Here is a 17,421-nt window from a genome sequence, read left to right on the forward strand (position 1 = left end):
GTCCTTTCAAATACATAGGTAGAATGCCACTTACACAGATTTTTTTACACTCTCGTCAAAAACATCGTCTACTTATTAGTAATTTCGTTTTTTCAAACAAGATTGTTTTAATTGAATATCCAGGACTTAGACATGGGCCTGTCCAATTTTATACTGACGTCTACGTTAAATACGTCGATTACCTTTTTGCTTATGCACTATTGCTAAAAAACGCAGTTGAGCACTCTTCAATGCTACTTAGTAAACCTTCTTAGTTTCTGGTTAGATAACTTTGTTTTTTGCTCCGACCAGCCCCGCAGGGTGTGCGCATAGAATAGCGCACCCTTGTTTCATTTTGAAACAAAGCCCCGTATCGCTGCAGGGCTTTTGTTTTTTACAGCAAACTCTGAAACCAAATATCTCTATTGGTTATTGCTGCTTAAAGTGTATAAACGCCGCAATGAATTTGACTGTTTTTGTCGTCCAGTACCTGAATATTGTCGTAATCCAGGCCAGGTTCGGCGGCGCGAATCAGCCCGGTGAAGCGGTCAGCGGCCTGGCCAATTTTCTGGCCTTGTTCGCTTAACTGATCGATGTCTGGCTGGTACTGTGCCACCAGTTTTTCTATGTCGCTGGCAATCAGTTGCTGCTGGGCGATTTTGCTTTGGTCGATCACTATTTTGCCGTCTTTGTGTTCCACCACGGGTTCACCCAATTGTTTCATCGCAAGTTCGTGCTTTTTCATGGCGGCCTCAAAATCTTTCATCGGCAGTTCGAAGTCTTTCATATCGTCGCTCATCGCTTCTAACTGCTGATGCGCGGCCAGCTCTTCCTGGGTCATGGCGCGTTGCTTCACAACGTTGCAATCTTTGATAAAGGCCAGCTGGTTGCTCTGGGCTACTGTATTGTCGGCGTTGGCACTGCTGCAAGCCGCCAGTACTGTGGCTGTGGTCAGTACAAAAGTGAAGATAAGGGGGTACGTGTTCATGGGGTCGCTCCGGTTTAGCTGCAAAGATAACTTTAAGTCGCTGCCAGCGGCCAAATAGTTGGGAACTGCAATAAAAAAAGCCGGAAAAATCCGGCTTCTTATTGATTTATATTGAAAATTAATTAACGGCTGATCCGCTTGTAGCTGCGGTACTCTGGTTTCCAGAAGTTCTTTTCAATACGTTGTTGCAGCTCTTCATCGCTGATTTCCAGCGCCAGCCCCTGCGCCATGGCCACTTTGGCCACTTCAAAGGCAATTTGTTTGGACAAGGCTGAAAGCTCAGACAGTGGCGGCAGTAAGCCACCCTGCCCTGTATTGGCCAATGGCGACGCCGCCGCCAGAGTTTCGCTGGCCGCGCGCAGCATTTCATCGCTGATCAAACGGGCTTTTACGGCAATTACACCCAGGCCAATGCCAGGGAAGATATAGCTGTTGTTGCACTGGGCAATTGGGTAGGTTTTGCCTTTGTAGGTTACTGGCTTAAACGGGCTGCCGGTGGCAATAATCACTTTGCCTTCCGTCCATTTAATCACCTGCTCTGGCGTGGCTTCCACCTGACGTGACGGGTTGCTTAACGGGAAAATAATCGGCAACTCGCAGTGCTTTTTCATCGCGCTGATCACCGCTTCGGTAAATAAACCCGGCACACCGGACACACCAATCAGAATATCCGGTTTGGCGCAGTTCATCACATCACGCAGTGACGCGTAGTCGCCGCTGTAGCTCCAGTCGGCCACGGCCGATTTTTTCTGCACCAGGGCTTGCTGGAAGTCACGCAGGTCGGGCATGCCTTCTGTCAACAGGCCAAAACGGTCCACCATATAGATCTGGCTGCGGGCTGTGGCTTCATCCAGGCCTTCCACCACCATCTGCTGGATCACCTGCTCCGCAATACCACAACCGGCCGAGCCTGCGCCAACAAACACTACTTTTTGGCTGGACAGCGCCACGCCTTTGCTGCGACAGGCGGCCAGCAAAGAACCTACAGTCACAGAGGCTGTGCCCTGAATATCGTCGTTAAAGCAGCAATAAGTGTCACGGTAACGCTTCAGAATAGGCATGGCGTTTGGCTGGGCAAAGTCTTCAAACTGCACCATGGCTTCCGGCCAGCGGCGTTTGACGGCTTTCATAAAGGCGTCAATGAATTGTTCGTATTCTTCGCCGGTAATACGTTTATGCTTCGACCCCATATACACCGGGTCATTCAGCAGTTTTTCGTTGTTGGTGCCCACATCCAGCGTTACTGGCAAGGTATAAGCCGGGCTGATGCCACCACAGGCGGTGTACAGCGACAGCTTACCAATGGAAATACCCATACCCCCCACGCCCTGATCGCCCAGGCCCAGCACGCGCTCACCGTCGGTCACTACTATCACTTTCACTTTAGATTTGGTAACGCTACGCAGAATATCGTCCATGTATTCACGTTCGTTGTACGACACGAAAATGCCACGGGCACTGCGGTAAATGGCAGAGAAACGCTCACAGGCATCCCCCACTGTCGGGGTGTAGATAATAGGCAGCATTTCTTCCAGATTTTGCTGCACCAGGCGGTAAAACAGCGTTTCGTTTTTGTCCTGAATGTTGCGCAGGTAAATGTGCTTGTTGATTGGCTCCGCAAAACTGGAGTACTGCATATAGGCACGTTCCATTTGCTGCTCAATGGTTTCATAACGCGGAGGTAACAACCCAATCAGGTTAAAAGCAATACGCTCTTCTTTGGTGAAGGCACTGCCTTTGTTCAGTAACGGCGTTTCTAATAAAGCCGGGCCAGCATAATAAGTATACAAAGAAGGCTTGTTGCTCATGTTCACTACTCGTTATGGCGCAGTAGAGACTGCGGACGGAAATTGGCGGCGATCATAACAGCTCAGTCAGCCTGAGCAAGCTGATGGCGGCTAAACTGTGGTTATTTGACGACTTTTTACCTCTGGTCAGAGCTGTTTAGTCTGTCCAGACCCAGCTTAACGCTTAAATTTAGTTTCCAGGATCACCGCGGAGTCCGTGCGCTCCACACCTTCCAGATTACCAATATCATCCAGCAACTGGCTGAGCTGAGCCGTGTTTTGTGCCTGCAATACGGCAATCAGGTCATATTCGCCGCTAATGGCGTAAAGTTCCGAAATTTGCGGTATTTGTTTCAGCTCTACGTTGGTTTTGGTGGTCAGCTTCTGCTTCACTTTAATCGACACATGGGCCGACACCAACGAGCTTAAATAGGCGCTGCCATACTGCAATACATAGCCCTGGATCACGCCGCTTTGTTCCAGCCGCTGCATGCGGTTTTGCACTGTGCTGCGGGACAGATTCAGCACCCGCGCCAGGTCCGAGATGCTGGCGCGGGCGTTGCTGCGCAGAATAGAAAGTAAACGTTCGTCTTCTTCAGTTATCATTTTGACAATTTTCTCCGTCAATTTGACAAATTTACGTGATAATTATGCCAAGAATGATACTGCACTTTGGTAAGTTCGGCCAATATAATGAAAGGAACTGGTCAAAATGCGGCCCCTGCCGCCTGTACTTAAGGAATACAAAATGCAAGTCAGCAGAAGTTTGTTTGATGAAGTGATGGTGCCCAACTACGCGCCAGCGCCAATGATCCCGGTCAAAGGCCAGGGGTCACGCTTGTGGGACCAGAACGGTCGCGAATACATCGATTTTGCCGGTGGTATAGCGGTGAACTGCCTGGGCCATTGTCATCCGGCGCTGGTGTCTGCCTTAAAAGAACAGGCTGACAAGCTGTGGCATTTGTCCAACACCATGACCAACGAACCGGCGTTATTGCTGGCCAAAGCGCTGGTAGACGCTACGTTTGCTGAAAAAGTCTATTTCGCCAACTCAGGTGCCGAAGCCAACGAAGCGGCGCTGAAACTGGCCCGTCGCTTTGCCAAAAACGAATTTGGCGAGCATAAAAGCCAAATCATCGCTTTTAAACAAGGTTTTCATGGCCGTACTTTCTTCACGGTCACAGTGGGTGGGCAACCGGCCTACTCCGACGGCTTTGGTCCTAAGCCAGCCGACATAGTGCATGCCGAATACAACAACCTGGACAGCGTCAAAGCGCTGATTAACGACAACACCTGTGCAGTGATGCTGGAGCCGCTGCAAGGTGAAGGCGGTATTATTACGCCAACAGCGGACTTTATTCAGGGCGTACGTGAGCTGTGCGACCAGCACAAGGCCCTGCTGATTTTTGATGAAGTGCAGTCGGGTGTCGGTCGTACTGGTGAGCTTTATGCCTATATGGGCCTGGGCGTCACGCCGGACATTCTGACCACAGCCAAAGCGCTGGGGGGTGGTTTCCCTATTGGTGCCATGCTGACCACCACGGCCATTGCCAAACACCTGGTCGTCGGCACCCATGGGTCGACTTACGGCGGCAACCCGCTGGCCTGTGCCGTCGGTCTGGCGGCTTTCAATACAGTCAACAGCCCTGCGGTACTGCAAGGCGTGAAAGAGCGCGAGGCGGTGTTCCGTGAACACCTGCAGGCGCTGAATGCCAAATACACTATCTTCACCGAAATCCGCGGTCAGGGCTTACTGCTTGGTTTTGCGCTGAATGAAAAGTACCAGGGCAAAGCCCGTGACTTTATGCTGGCAGCAGCCGACGAAGGCCTGCTGATGCTGGTGGCTGGGCCTAACGTGGTGCGGATGGCGCCATCGTTGGTGATCCCGGAAGAAGATATTCATCAGGGCATGGCACTGCTGGACAAAGCCATTGCCAAACTGGTCGCCAAGGCCTGAGCTGACTATTGATCACAAGGCGGGTTCTCCCCGCCTTTGCAGGAATTAAACGCGCTTATGTTAGTGATCCGCCCTATCCGACAATCGGATTATCCTGTGCTGATGCAGATTGCTGAAGAATCTGGCGCAGGTTTTACCTCATTGCCGGTCAATGAGCAGAAACTGAAAGCAAAAATTACGCGGTCAGAACAAAGTTTTGCGGCCGCCATCGACAGCCCAGGCGACCAGGGTTACCTCTTTGTACTGGAAGACACCAGTACAGGTGAAATTGTCGGCACCTCCGGCATCGAAGCCTCGGTCGGTCTGCAAACGCCGCTGTACCATTTTCATAAAAGCACAGTGGTGCACCACTCGAACGAGCTGAACGTGTTCAAACAGGTGGAAATTCTGACCATGTGTAATGATTACACCGGCGTCAGCGAAATTTGCACCTTGTACCTGCGCGACCCTTACCGCCAGGGCCTGAATGGCCGTTTCCTGTCCAAGGTGCGGTTTTTATTTATGGCCGAGCATATGCAGCGGTTCTCCAAACTGGTGATCGCTGAGATGCGTGGCGTGGCCGATGAAACCGGCTTACCGCCATTCTGGAAATGGCTGCAATCTTATTTTTTCAGCATCGATTTTCCAACCGCCGATTACCTGATTGGCGTTGGCAACAAAGGCTTTATTGCTGATTTAATGCCACGTCACCCTATTTACGTCAGCTTGTTGCCGGAAACGGCGCAACAGGTGATAGGTGAAGTGCATCAGCAGACTAAACCTGCACTGAAACTGCTGGAAAACGAAGGCTTTTTCCACCGCGGTTATGTTGATTTATTTGACGCTGGCCCGACTGTGGAATGCCAGCTGCGCCAGGTGCAGTCGGTGCAACAAAGCCAAAAAGCGAAAGTTCGGGTGCAAGCTGTCACAGGCGGACCTACCCTGGCTATTTGCAACAGCGCCACCGAAAACTTCCGTGCTGTATTCAGCAAAGAGGCAGCACTTAATGACGCGCAGGAACTGCTGATCAGCCCGGAACTGGCAGAAGCCCTGCAGGTTCAAACCGGCGATGACGTGCGTTTCCTGCCGCTGGATAAGGTAACAGAATGATGACAGCCCCTATTCAATACATAGCTGGCCAGTGGCTGACTGGCGAAGGTCAGGCCTTCAGCTCCAACAATCCGGCGACCAATACAGTCATCTGGCAAGGCCAGGCCGCTTCGGAACACCAGGTTGACATGGCACTGGCGGCGGCCCGCCAGGCCTTTTACCTCTGGTCAGCCCAGTCGCTGGAGCAGCGTCTGACTGTGGTGGAAGCTTTTGCCCAGTTGCTGCACGACAACAGCGAACGTATGGCTCGTGCCATTGCGGAAGAAACGGGCAAAGCCCTGTGGGAAAGCCGCACCGAAGTGGCCGCCATGATTGGCAAAATTGCCATCTCCAAACGCGCCCACAGCGAGCGCACCGGCACAGTGGAAAACCCAATGCCAGGCGCCAAAGCTGTTATCCGCCATAAACCTCATGGCGTGGTCGCGGTGTTTGGCCCCTATAACTTCCCTGGCCACCTGCCGAACGGGCATCTGGTGCCGGCACTGATTGCCGGTAATGTGGTGGTATTTAAACCGTCGGAACTCACCCCTATGGTGGCAGAACTGACAGTCAAACTGTGGGAGCAGGCCGGCATTCCGGCAGGCGTCATTACGTTGCTGCAAGGCGAAGTGGCGACCGGCAAAGCGCTGGCAAGCCACCCGCAGCTGGACGGTTTGTTTTTCACCGGCAGCTCCAACACAGGGCACCTGCTGCACCAACAGTTTGCCGGCCAGCCCGGTAAAATTCTGGCGCTGGAAATGGGCGGCAACAACCCGCTGCTGGTGAACGACGTTGCCAATACCAAAGCTGCTGTGCATGACATCATTCAGTCGGCCTTTTTAAGCTCAGGCCAGCGCTGTACCTGTGCCCGTAAATTGTTTTTACCCAAGACGCCCAATGGCGACCAAATTCTGGCTGAACTGATTGCGGCGATCAACAGCATTGTGGTGGGCGACCCTATGGCCGAACCTCAGCCGTTTTATGGCAGCATGATTTCCGAAAAAGCCGCCGCCGCTATGGTCAAAGCTCAACAGCAACTGGTGGCGCTGGGGGGCAAAGTGCTGGTGGAACTGAGCGCCGATGGTGCTTTTGTCCGCCCAGGCATTGTGGATGTGACGGCTGTAGATGGTATTGCCGATGAAGAACATTTCGGCCCCCTGCTGAAACTGTACCGTTATGACAGTTTTGAACAGGCCATTGAACTGGCCAATGCCACCCGGTATGGCTTGTCGGCCGGCTTGCTGGCCGACTCGGCCGAGCATTACCAGCTGTTTTTCAGCCGTATCCGTGCCGGCATTGTGAACTGGAATAAGCCTATTACCGGTGCCTCCAGTGCCGCACCTTTTGGTGGTATTGGTGCCAGCGGCAACCACAGAGCCAGTGCCTATTATGCGGCGGATTATTGTGCTTACCCTGTGGCATCGGTGGAAGCCGAAGCTGTCAGTTTGCCAGCCAGCTTAAGCCCTGGTTTATCGCTGTAATTTTGGATTTGGATCAATAAAACAGGGCAGCAATTCAGTACACTGCTGCCGAGATAAAACAACCATTTTACCCGGACCACTACTATGCATAGCAACGTAAAAGACCTGTTTGACAACCTGTGGCAAAACTACCTGGACGTGACGCCATCAGCGGAAAAAATCCATCAAATTCTGGGTTCTACCCAACAAGATGACGTGATTAACGACCATATTGCGCTGCGTACTTTTAATATCGACAAAGTGGGCCTGGACAAACTGGCCGCCCATTTCCTGGCACTGGGGTACACCGAAGGTGGTGAATACCACTTCGAAGCGAAAAAGCTGTACGCCAAACACTATGAGCACCAGGACCCAAGCTTACCTAAGGTGTTTATTTCTGAATTGCTGTTGGAAAAATGCTCACCAGAGCTGCAGGCCATAGTGCGTCAGCTGGTGGATCAGATCCCGGCAGAGGCTGTGACTGCCGATAACTTCCTGTATTCAGGCCGTCACTGGCAAATCGACCAGGCCAGTTACGAAACCCTGCTGGCGGAAAGTGAATACGCCGCCTGGATGTCAGTCTGGGGTTACCGTGCCAACCATTTCACCGTCAGCGTCAATGCGCTGAGCAACTTCGAAACTCTGGAGTCAGTCAATCAGGCACTGAAAGACGCCGGCTTTGCGCTGAACACCTCAGGTGGTGAAATCAAAGGTACGCCAGAGGTGCTGCTGGAACAGTCGTCCACGCTGGCCGACGAAGCGCCGGTGCACTTTACTGACGGCAGCCGCAACATTCCAAGCTGCTTCTACGAATTTGCCCGCCGTTACCCTATGGCCAACGGCCAGCTGTATGGCGGTTTTGTTGCGGCCTCTGCCGATAAAATCTTCGAAAGCACCAATGTGCGTTAAGTCCTGGCTTGCCTGAACACAGCCCTGGTCCAGTACCGGGGCTTTTTATTGGTCGGCTTCACATAACCAGCTTCTGGCAAACGACCAAAACTCAGCCGCCGCCTGAGCCTGATAATTGGCAGACAATGGGTTTACAAAGCCATGGGGCTGCCCGACAGTGCGGACGCTCAAATTGGCTTTCCCCTGCAGTTGGGCCAGCAGCTGGGGCATGGAGAAATGCGGTTCCTGCTGGCAAAATACCAGGCTTACCGGGCATTCTGGCTGCAACTGAACATAATCGCGGATCTGCCCACCATACAGGCCTAAAACAGCTTTGATCGGGAGTTGTTTTTCTGCCGCACAAACCCAGGCCGCGCTGGCACCAGCACTAAACCCCAATAACGTCACGTCGGTGGAACTTTGCTGCAGCAACAAATGCAGCTTGTGGCTGTAAGCGGCCATGCCCCCTGCAGCCAAAAAAGCCTGATAGGCGGCCTGTTCATCGGCAAACGCCGGCATCTGACACGCATAAGGCTGCACAACCTGATAAGCCTCAGTCAGTGTGTCCAGCGATTGTCGCAGCGCTGGCTGATCACCGAAAATATCGGTCAGCACCCACAAGCTCATAACAAGTTAACCGGCAGTTTCAGATAGACTTTTCCATCTTCAGCCGGTGGAAACTGCCCTGCTCTCATATTCACCTGCACCGACGGCAACATCAGCTTGGGCATACTCAGCGTTTTATCGCGGTTTTGCCGCATTTCCACAAACTGTGCCTGGGTGGTGCCTTGTTTTAAATGAATATTCTGCGCTTTTTGTGCAGCCACAGTGGTTTCATAACTGAATTCAGTACGGCCCGGCGCTTGGTAGTCGTGGCATAAAAACATCCGGGTGCTGTCAGGCAAAGCAAACAGCCGCTGCACGGACTGGTACAAAGTGGCGGCATCACCGCCGGGGAAATCACAACGGGCCGAACCATAATCCGGCATAAAGAGCGTATCACCGACAAAAACCGCATCGGCCACCAGGTAACTGACACAAGCCGGCGTATGGCCTGGGGTAAATAACACCTGAATGCTCAGCTCGCCCAGCGGCAACACCTGGTTGTCGTCCAGCAGCAGATCAAAGCAACGGCCATCCGGCGTCACATCAGTGGCATTAAACAGCGGTACAAAAATCTGCTGCACTTCACTGATGCGTTTGCCTATGGCAATACGGCCACCCAGTTTTGCTTTGAGGTAAGGCGAGGCCGACAAGTGGTCGGCATGCACATGAGTTTCCAGCAACAACTGCAGCTGAAGCTGCAATGCCTGCACCCGTTCAACCCAGTGATCCGCCATCTTGTGGGCGGTGCGGCCTGAAGGTGAATCAAACTCCAGCACAGGGTCAATAATAGCGGCCTGTCGGCTGCTACTGTCCCAAATCAGGTAACTGTAGGTATTGCTGTCCGGGTCAAACGCATGCTCAAGCATCAACATAGGTAAGGTCCTCCACCGAGTTTTCTGCAGAGTAGCAAAAATCAAATAGACCTGAAAAGCATAAGGTTATTCCATGAAGCTATTTATAAACATCCAAACTCCATCTATATGTCATAAAAATTTAACGTAACCACTCCAAAATGCGGTCGCCTTTCCAAAAACTGTGCCGGAGTAGTATGAATATCGCACGTAAATTAACCCTTGGGGCTGGGGTGCTGGTGGTGTCGGCTGTCATGGTGTCGGCCACCCTGAGTGGGATTCTGGCCTTATCAGAAAGCTCCACAGCACTGAAAAAAGCGACAGAACAGCAGTTTCTCGCCTTAACCTCAGGCCGCCACAGTTTATTGACGCAGGAACTGGACAGCCAGACACAATTACTCAGTGCCATGGCGAACAACCGTCTGACTCAGGACGCTCTGTACGCGTTTAAAAACCCTTTTGTCTCGTACCGTTATGAGGTGCAGGCCCCCTCACTCGATGCGCTGAAACAACAGGTTGGCGACTGGTATCGGCAAAAGTATCAGCCGTACTACCAGCAACAAACTCAGGGGCAGCCTTTTGCACTGGACACCTACCTGGAACAGAGCAAGCTGGAAAACCTGTTGCTGCAGCAGTATTACGTGGTAACCAACGACAAACCGCTGGGGCAACAGTATTTATTGGACGACCGCAGTGATGGCTCTGTTTACGGCCAGCAGCACCGCAAGTACCACCACAGTTTTCTGGAAATTCAGCAACGCTACGGCTATCAGGATTTAATGCTGGTGGACGCCGCCAATCTCAATGTGATTTACAACGTCACGAAAGGGCCGCTGTTTGCCAGCAATTTACAACAAGGGCCTTTTGCCAAAACAGAGTTGGCATCATTACTCAGCCGCATGCAAAAAACACCCAAAGCAGGCCTGCAAATCTCGGCCATTTCGGCCTACCCGGGGTCTTTGTTGCAGCAGGTACTGTGGCTGGCGGTGCCTGTGATGGCGCCGGGCAGTCAGGATCAGTTGTCCGGATTTCTGGTGGCGCAGTACCCGGTCAGCCGTTTTACCCAACTGATGACCGCCGGTCAGAAATGGGCTGAGCTGGGTTTAGGCCAAAGCGGTGACCTGTATTTAATCAATGACGAGCGTAAACTGGTCACCGAGCTGCGGCCCTATCTGGAAAACCCAAGCGAATTTTTACAGCAAAATCCGCAGTTTCAGGCCGGACCTTATGGTCTGGGTGGCATCAATACACTGGATTCGGCCGAAGCTGAACTGGCACTGCAAGGCCAGTCTGGTATTGCCGAGGTGACAGATTACCGTGGCAAAGCGGTGCTGAAAAGCTGGACCCCCCTGCAGATTGGCACACATCAGTATGCCTTGTTGGTGCAGCAGGACAGCGACGAAAGTTATGCGGCTGTGTCGGATATCCGCTGGTCCCTGATCCTCAGCAGCACTCTGGCAGTACTTGTGTTGGGGTTAGTCGTGATGTGGCTGGTGTATGTGGCGGCCCGTCGTTTTGCCAGCCCACTGCAGCGGCTGCACCAGCAGATTGACGATGCAGCACAGCAGCACGATTTAACAGTGCAGTTTGCCCACCGCTCTGGCGATGAAATTGGCGCCATCAGCAGCGCCATGACCAGCCTGTTCCGCTCGTTCCGTGATTTAATCAGCCGGATCAGCAGTGCCACCGAACAAACAGCGTCAGCCGCCAGCCAGAACCTGCAAATCAGCCAGCTGTGCAAAGAAGCAGCGGAGCGACAAGGTGCAGATATGCAGTTGCTGGAGCAACAAAGTGAACAGCTGGACCGCCAGCTGCAGCAATCTGCTGAGGTGTTGCGCCGGTCCGCTCAGCAAGCCAGCCACGCTGCAGAACAGGCTGAACAAGGTTATGAAGACATTGAACAGGTGGCACTGAACATTCGCCAGCTGTCGGGTCAGGTGAGCAATTCCAGTCAGAGTATGTCGGCGTTGCGCGACGCAGCAACAGCCATTGTGTCGGTGCTGGACACCATCAAAGGCATTTCAGAACAAACCAACCTGCTGGCGCTGAACGCCGCCATTGAAGCGGCCCGCGCCGGTGAACATGGCCGTGGTTTTGCGGTGGTGGCCGACGAAGTGCGGCATTTATCCGGCAGCACCCAACATGCAACAGCGGAAATTCAGCAGATGTTACGCCGCCTGATGAGCACTGTGGATGAAACCGCACTGGATTTGGCCAAAGAGCGGGAAAGTGCCGAACAATGCCTGCAAGGGTCGGAAAAAGCTCTGGGCGCCCTGTCGCAAATTCGCAGCCTGATTGGCTCCGTCGGGCAACAGAGTGCAGAGGTAGCCAGCAATGGCGAAGCCCAGTACCAGGCCAATCAACGCCTGCGCGCCAAACTGACGGCGGTCAAACAAGCCGCTGAACACACAGTGGCGTCAATGAATGAGTTGTACCATACCGCCACCTCGCAGGAGCGTCTGGCCGTGCAAATGCTGGAAAGCACCCGCACCTTCCGGGTTTAAATCAACGGGGGCAGCGCGCCCCCTTAGCTTTAGTTTATTCAGTCGTGGCCAGTAACAATTCGGCGTAGAACTGCACAGCTTTCACCAGATTGTCCTGGCTAATGCGCTCGTCTGTCCCATGAAAGCCGGTCAGATCCTGAGGCGTGACCACCATAGGTGCGTACCGGTAATTGGCCTCTGCAATGTCACTGTAAAAGCGGCTGTCGGTCGCGCCAAGAGTCAGCCCCGGCACGGTCAGTACATCCCCATGGACTTTACGGCTGACCTGCTCCAATAACCTGAACGCCGCGTTATCTGTAGCACTGACCGGGGACGCTTCCATTCCCCGCTCTGCCACCAGCCGGATACGTGGGTCCGCAATCACCCGCTCCAGATGCGCTATCACGGCTTCAACAGTGTCACGCGGATGAATACGCAAATTCACTGTCGCCCTGGCTTCAATCGGCAGCACATTGGATTTGACACTGCCCGACAGCATGGTTGGTGCGTAAGTGGTGCGCAGCATGGCATTCCCCGCAGGCATCGTTGCTAATTCGGCTTCAATCAAGGGGCCAAACAACCAGTTGTTAGCAACCAACAGACGTTGGGTAAAGCCCATTGCCGGCGCCAGACGCTGGTAAAACTGCAGCGGTAAGCCGTCCAGACTGGCTGGCAACTGGTGCTCCTTCAGCTTCAGTAAGGCTTGTGCCAGACTGGTCACTGCGGTCTCCGCTGGAGGCATAGAACTGTGGCCACCGGCAGCGGACGCCACCAGCTCCACATTCAGGTAGCCTTTCTCAGCAATATTAATGCTGGCCACTTTTTGGCTGATGCCGGGCACCATACCATCCAGCACAAACGAACCTTCATCCAGGCTCCAGGCCAGAGGGATCTGCTGTTGCTTAAACCAGTCAGCAACAGCCTGAGAGCCTTTGGTACTGCCAATTTCTTCATCATGGGTCAACGCCAGGTACAAATCATGGTCTGGCAACTGCCCTTGCTGCAATAACCAGCTGACAGCCTCCAGCATTGCAATAGCTGAGCCTTTGTCATCCATAGTGCCGCGGCCCCAGATGTAACCCTCCGCAATGATCCCGGCAAAAGGTGAATGACGCCATTTCTTTTCTGTACCGGGGATCACAGGTACCACGTCGTAATGTGCTGACCACAGCACGGCTTTGCGGCTGCGATCCCGGCCTTTCAAGTGATACAACAGCGTGTAGTCATTTAACCGGACCAGACCGGCCTGTTGGTGCAGCGCCGGGTAGGTTTCGGCCAAAAAGGCAACAAAACCGTTAAAAGCGGCTTTATCCACCACGCCATGATCAAACGAGATGGTCTTAAACTGCACCGCTTTGGACAGGTTTGCAGCTAACTGAGCGGGATCTGGCTGAACCTTGCTGGCCTCCGGCACAGGCCAATCCGGCAAGGTCAACGTTAAAGTACGGTACAACAACACCGCAACGAGCAGGCTCAAGCCCAAAAGCGCTGCGGTGAAAATTTGTTTGAGTGTCATAACAACCCTTGTCTATTGAGAATTAACAGCCGATTTTTAGCTCTGTGGCCACCGCTGATCTTCCGGCTTTGCAAAATCACACGAAGCGGCTACCTGCTGCCGTTGTTCGCGGAATTGCCTGGGCGTTTGTCGCATGCGCTTTTTAAACTGGGCGAAGAAGGTGGAATTGGAATTAAAACCAGACTGGAAACCGACGTCGGTGACTGACCAATGGTCATATTTCTTATTCAATAACAAACGTGCCGCTTCATCGACCCGATAGTTGTTAATGAAGTCATAAAAGCTCAGCCCGGCATGACCATTGATGGTCTCAGATACATGGTGTGGGGTTTGGTCGAGCTGCTGCGCCAGCTCTGCTATTTTTAAACCGGCTTCCAGATAAGGTTTCTGGCTGTGCATGAACTCCGTAAGTTCATGCCATAACTGTTCCGCCGCCTGCCTGGTCAGGCTGCTGGTCTGGTATTTACGTTCCGGCGATGGTGCCGGTTGGACATTTGCTGCGGTTTCAGTCAACCCAACACCAGACTGCGTGTTTAACTGCAACGGCAACTGGCGCAGTCCGAAGTAACTCAGCATAAACACTGACAGCAGTGGTGCCAATGCCTGAATGCCGGCGCCACTGATGTATAAAGGAAAACCAGCCAATACCAGCAACTCAGAACCAAAGGACAACAGCACAGCAGCAATAAACACCTGGCACAACAAACGCAACCACTGCAGCTGTATACGGTCAAGGTCTGAGTGCTGCTGCATCAGTCGCTGACGGTGCCTGCGTAACTGCTGTAAAGAAATACCGCTGTAAAACCCAATAGACAACCAGGCACTGAGCCGGTGCAACCAGCGGTCGGCATAACTCTGGTTACAACTGAAGTCCTCAATGCAGGACCAGAGGCTGGGGTTGCTGTATGGTGCTGGCCACTGAAGCCACCAAAGCAAAGCCAGGCACATAGCGGGCAACAGATGTAACCACCAGAGCCGGGGCAATGGCTGCGCAGGCATGACCATTTTCAGGGTAAAGAAATACAACATGGGCCCAAGCCACATCTGCAGCGACACCAGGGTATAAAGCTGCTGACGCCACTCCGGCTTTTCATACTGCACCAGATAAAACAATGCCAGCACAGCACAGACTGTGGATAAAGCCCCAAACCAGCCCAGAGCCGCTTTATTCTGGCGCCACAAAGACCAGAGCACGACATACAACATCACAGCGGTCACTAACAATCCCATCAACATCAGGCTGACGGTATGCAGCTGCAACGGCTGATACAGCCATTGGGTCATACAAATCTCCCTATTCCTTGTTCCACCAACTGGTCGGTCCTCACCGACTATAGGGTATTTATTTGCAAAGCCGCAATAGGCAAACCAAGCCTTATCCACGACTAAATGGCCCTGTTTTTCCGGATTTGCAAAGCCGGATGCGGTTTCCCCCCTGGTCTGGTTAAACAGAAACACCCCATAGCGGGTCATTGCCAACCGCCATCCGAAGCGGCAACACAAAACTACCAGAGGAAGAAAGAATGCAACATCAGATGTTAAAAGCCGGCCGATGGTCCCTGGCCCTGCTGCCACTCAGTCTGGCAGTCCACCAGGCGGTGGCTCAGGACAATCAGACTGAGCTGGAAGTCGAACGTATTATGGTCACAGCGCAAAAGCGTGGTGAAAATATGCAGGAAGTGCCCCTGGCACTCTCTGTGCTCAGTGGTAAAGAACTGGAACGGGGTAACTTGCAGAATCTGCAGGATTTACAATTCTCAGTACCGAACCTGTCGATGAGTGTGATGTCGGCTTTTACCACCACAGTGAATCTGCGTGGTATTCCTTCCAACCCTAACGGCGTATTTAACTCAGGCGCCAGCCCAGGTCTTGGTATTTATATTGACGGTGTGGTGTATTCAAGGCCTACAGGTTTTAACCAGGAGCTGAGCAATATTGAGCAGGTGGAAGTGCTGCGTGGTCCGCAAGGCACCTTATTTGGTCAGAACACCAACCTGGGGGTGGTCAGCATTACCACCAAAAAACCCAGTGGAGATAGCGAAGCCAAGCTCAAACTGGATGCCGGCAATTATGGCCTGAAAAAAGCCAATGCGTATGTCAGTGGCGGCCTGGTGGATGGTGTACTGGCGGCCAGCATTTCCGGTTTTACAGTAACGCGTGACGGCTATCAGGACAATCAGGCGGAAAATAACCGTTTTTTTGACGATGACCGTGACGGTGGCAGGGTTCAACTCAGATTCACCCCGGACAGCCAGCTCACCCTGGATATCAGCGCGGACTGGCTGAAAGATACCAGCACACCACCAGCCCGGAAACTGACCGACTATGCCGCAGGGCTTGGTTACATTGGGGTGCTGAGCCAGCAGCAGGCAATTGCGGATCAGTTGGTGGACGGCGCTGATCAGGTTAAAGCCAATAAAGAAGACGCCTATGGCCTTCGCGACCATTGGGGCACGGACGCCACCTTAAGTTATCGCTTTGGCAGCGGCCATGAGTTTAAATCGATTAGCGCCCGCAAAGTTTATGATTCCTTATTGGCCAATGACGCGGACGGCACGTCGCTGCGACTGTCCAGCAGCATAGAATCGGAAAATAACCAGCAGTTCACTCAGGAATTTCAGCTGATTTCACCGACAGACAGCAGTTTTCGTTACGTGGCAGGCCTGTACTACCTGGATAACGACGCGGTCAACCTGCAGCGTTTTTTCAGCCCGACGGGCATCCGGGGCATTCCCACCGGCTTAACCGCCCCCTACCCGACCAGTTTCGCGTTACCGGCCAATTCGGGTGTCGAGATTGACGGCCAGGTGCAAACCCAGAGTTCGGCGTTTTTTACCAACCTGACACAGGACCTGACAGAGCAACTGACCGCCTTTGCCGGCCTGCGCTACTCCACCGTAGACAAAGACATGCAGTTTAGTCAGGGAGGCTACGAAACCAGCTTGCCCGGCTTTTATCTGCTGAACTATGTCGATATTCCACTGACCCGGCAAAGCCAGAGCGATGACTTTTTATCCTGGACCACAGGGCTGAATTACAGCCTGAATGCCGATTTGCATTTTTACGGCAAAGTGGCGAAAGGCTTTAAAGAAGGCGGCTATAGCTTCCGGCCTCAGTCAGCGGCCTCTGTGGGCGGCGATATTACCAAGCCGCAGATTGGGTTTGGCCGTGAACAGGTACTGAGTTATGAATTTGGCGCCAAGACGGACCTGTGGCAGCGCCGGGCCCGGCTGAACCTGGCCGCCTTTTACCTGGACTATCAGGATATTCAGACCCTGGTGGTGGACGATAATGGTGTCAACCAAATCGTCAACGGCCCCAGTGCAACCAGTCAGGGGCTGGAAGCTGAGCTGACGCTGAAGCTGGCGTCAAACTGGAGCGTGAAATCCAGTCTGGGTTACGCCGACGCCCACTTTGACGAGTTCAGCAACTGCCATGCCGTCGACGACTGTTCGGGCAATCAGCTGCCGGGTTCTGCCAAATGGACTGTGACGCTGGCCTCCCATCTCGAATTGCCGCAACTGGGCAGCTGGGCGCCTTATTGGGCCATTGATTCCAGCTACCGCAGTGCGATGTATTCCGAGTCACGCAACCTGGCCGCCACTCAGCTGGGCAGCAACCTGCTGGTCAATAGCCAGCTGGGACTGGTGTCGGACGACGGCCGTATTGAAGTGGCGCTGTGGGCGAAGAACCTGCTCGACCGCGAATACCTGGTGTATCAGACCGACAAAGCCACCTCGGATCTGAACTTCAGCACCAGCGTGTACGGCCCACCACGCACCTATGGCGTCTCCTTCAGTTACCATTTCTACTGACAACCAAAAGGGCCGGAATTCCG

13 protein-coding genes are annotated in these 17,421 nt (G+C 53.2%); 6 read left to right on the plus strand and 7 right to left on the minus strand.

The genetic code is table 11. The annotated features are described in order from the left end of the window. Positions 1-418 precede the first annotated feature (418 nt). The 3 genes from WKJ04_RS15980 to WKJ04_RS15990 all read right to left on the minus strand — a co-directional run bounded on the left by WKJ04_RS15980 (position 419) and on the right by WKJ04_RS15990 (position 3,360). On the minus strand, positions 419-967 hold the full coding sequence (locus tag WKJ04_RS15980; protein WP_337881329.1) for a hypothetical protein: 549 nt from the start codon (positions 965-967) through the stop codon (positions 419-421). Positions 968-1,089: 122 nt separating this feature from the next. Continuing rightward, a complete protein-coding gene (locus WKJ04_RS15985; RefSeq protein WP_337881330.1) occupies positions 1,090-2,775 on the minus strand; it encodes an NAD-dependent malic enzyme in 1,686 nt (561 codons plus the stop codon). 156 nt (positions 2,776-2,931) lie between these two features. After that, positions 2,932-3,360, minus strand: coding sequence for an Lrp/AsnC family transcriptional regulator (locus tag WKJ04_RS15990; RefSeq protein ID WP_337881331.1), 429 nt, complete (start codon positions 3,358-3,360; stop codon positions 2,932-2,934). Positions 3,361-3,502: 142 nt separating this feature from the next. Here WKJ04_RS15990 and WKJ04_RS15995 point away from each other — a divergent pair, with 142 nt between their 5' ends. The 4 genes from WKJ04_RS15995 (at position 3,503) to WKJ04_RS16010 (ending at position 8,148) form a co-directional block, all read left to right on the plus strand. Continuing rightward, entirely contained in the window at positions 3,503-4,711 is a 1,209-nt protein-coding gene (locus tag WKJ04_RS15995; protein ID WP_337881332.1) for an aspartate aminotransferase family protein, read from the plus strand. A gap of 57 nt (positions 4,712-4,768) precedes the next feature. Then, positions 4,769-5,800 carry an arginine N-succinyltransferase gene (gene astA / locus WKJ04_RS16000; RefSeq protein WP_337881333.1) on the plus strand — a complete coding sequence of 344 codons (1,032 nt, stop codon included), beginning with the start codon at positions 4,769-4,771 and terminating at the stop codon, positions 5,798-5,800. Next, positions 5,800-7,260 (plus strand): succinylglutamate-semialdehyde dehydrogenase, encoded by a 1,461-nt coding sequence (gene astD / locus WKJ04_RS16005; RefSeq protein WP_337881334.1) that lies wholly within the window; start codon positions 5,800-5,802, stop codon positions 7,258-7,260. Before astA ends, astD begins: the two co-directional genes overlap by 1 nt. Before the next feature lie 84 nt (positions 7,261-7,344). Next, positions 7,345-8,148, plus strand: a complete 804-nt coding sequence (locus tag WKJ04_RS16010; RefSeq protein ID WP_337881335.1) for a DUF1338 domain-containing protein — start codon at positions 7,345-7,347, stop codon at positions 8,146-8,148. A 45-nt stretch (positions 8,149-8,193) separates the two neighbouring features. On the opposite strand, the gene WKJ04_RS16015 is transcribed toward WKJ04_RS16010, so the two are convergent. Together WKJ04_RS16015 and WKJ04_RS16020 are read right to left on the minus strand one after the other, a co-directional pair. After that, on the minus strand, positions 8,194-8,754 hold the full coding sequence (locus tag WKJ04_RS16015) for a dienelactone hydrolase family protein (protein WP_337881336.1): 561 nt from the start codon (positions 8,752-8,754) through the stop codon (positions 8,194-8,196). Further along, on the minus strand, positions 8,751-9,605 hold the full coding sequence (locus tag WKJ04_RS16020; protein WP_337881337.1) for an MBL fold metallo-hydrolase: 855 nt from the start codon (positions 9,603-9,605) through the stop codon (positions 8,751-8,753). Before WKJ04_RS16020 ends, WKJ04_RS16015 begins: the two co-directional genes overlap by 4 nt. A gap of 176 nt (positions 9,606-9,781) precedes the next feature. Here WKJ04_RS16020 and WKJ04_RS16025 point away from each other — a divergent pair, with 176 nt between their 5' ends. Continuing rightward, on the plus strand, positions 9,782-12,088 hold the full coding sequence (locus WKJ04_RS16025; RefSeq protein WP_337881338.1) for a methyl-accepting chemotaxis protein: 2,307 nt from the start codon (positions 9,782-9,784) through the stop codon (positions 12,086-12,088). Between the two features lie 34 nt (positions 12,089-12,122). On the opposite strand, the gene WKJ04_RS16030 is transcribed toward WKJ04_RS16025, so the two are convergent. Continuing rightward, entirely contained in the window at positions 12,123-13,583 is a 1,461-nt protein-coding gene (locus tag WKJ04_RS16030; RefSeq protein WP_337881339.1) for a M20 family peptidase, read from the minus strand. A 36-nt stretch (positions 13,584-13,619) separates the two neighbouring features. Continuing rightward, complete coding sequence (locus WKJ04_RS16035; RefSeq protein ID WP_337881340.1) at positions 13,620-14,867, minus strand: AraC family transcriptional regulator; 1,248 nt, start codon at positions 14,865-14,867, stop codon at positions 13,620-13,622. 239 nt (positions 14,868-15,106) lie between these two features. Between WKJ04_RS16035 and WKJ04_RS16040 the strand changes: the two genes are divergently transcribed. Beyond that, a complete protein-coding gene (locus tag WKJ04_RS16040; protein ID WP_337881341.1) occupies positions 15,107-17,398 on the plus strand; it encodes a TonB-dependent receptor in 2,292 nt (763 codons plus the stop codon). Positions 17,399-17,421 lie beyond the last annotated feature (23 nt).

Origin of the sequence: Rheinheimera sp. (assembly GCF_037442345.1) — a bacterium.
GTDB lineage: Bacteria > Pseudomonadota > Gammaproteobacteria > Enterobacterales > Alteromonadaceae > Pararheinheimera.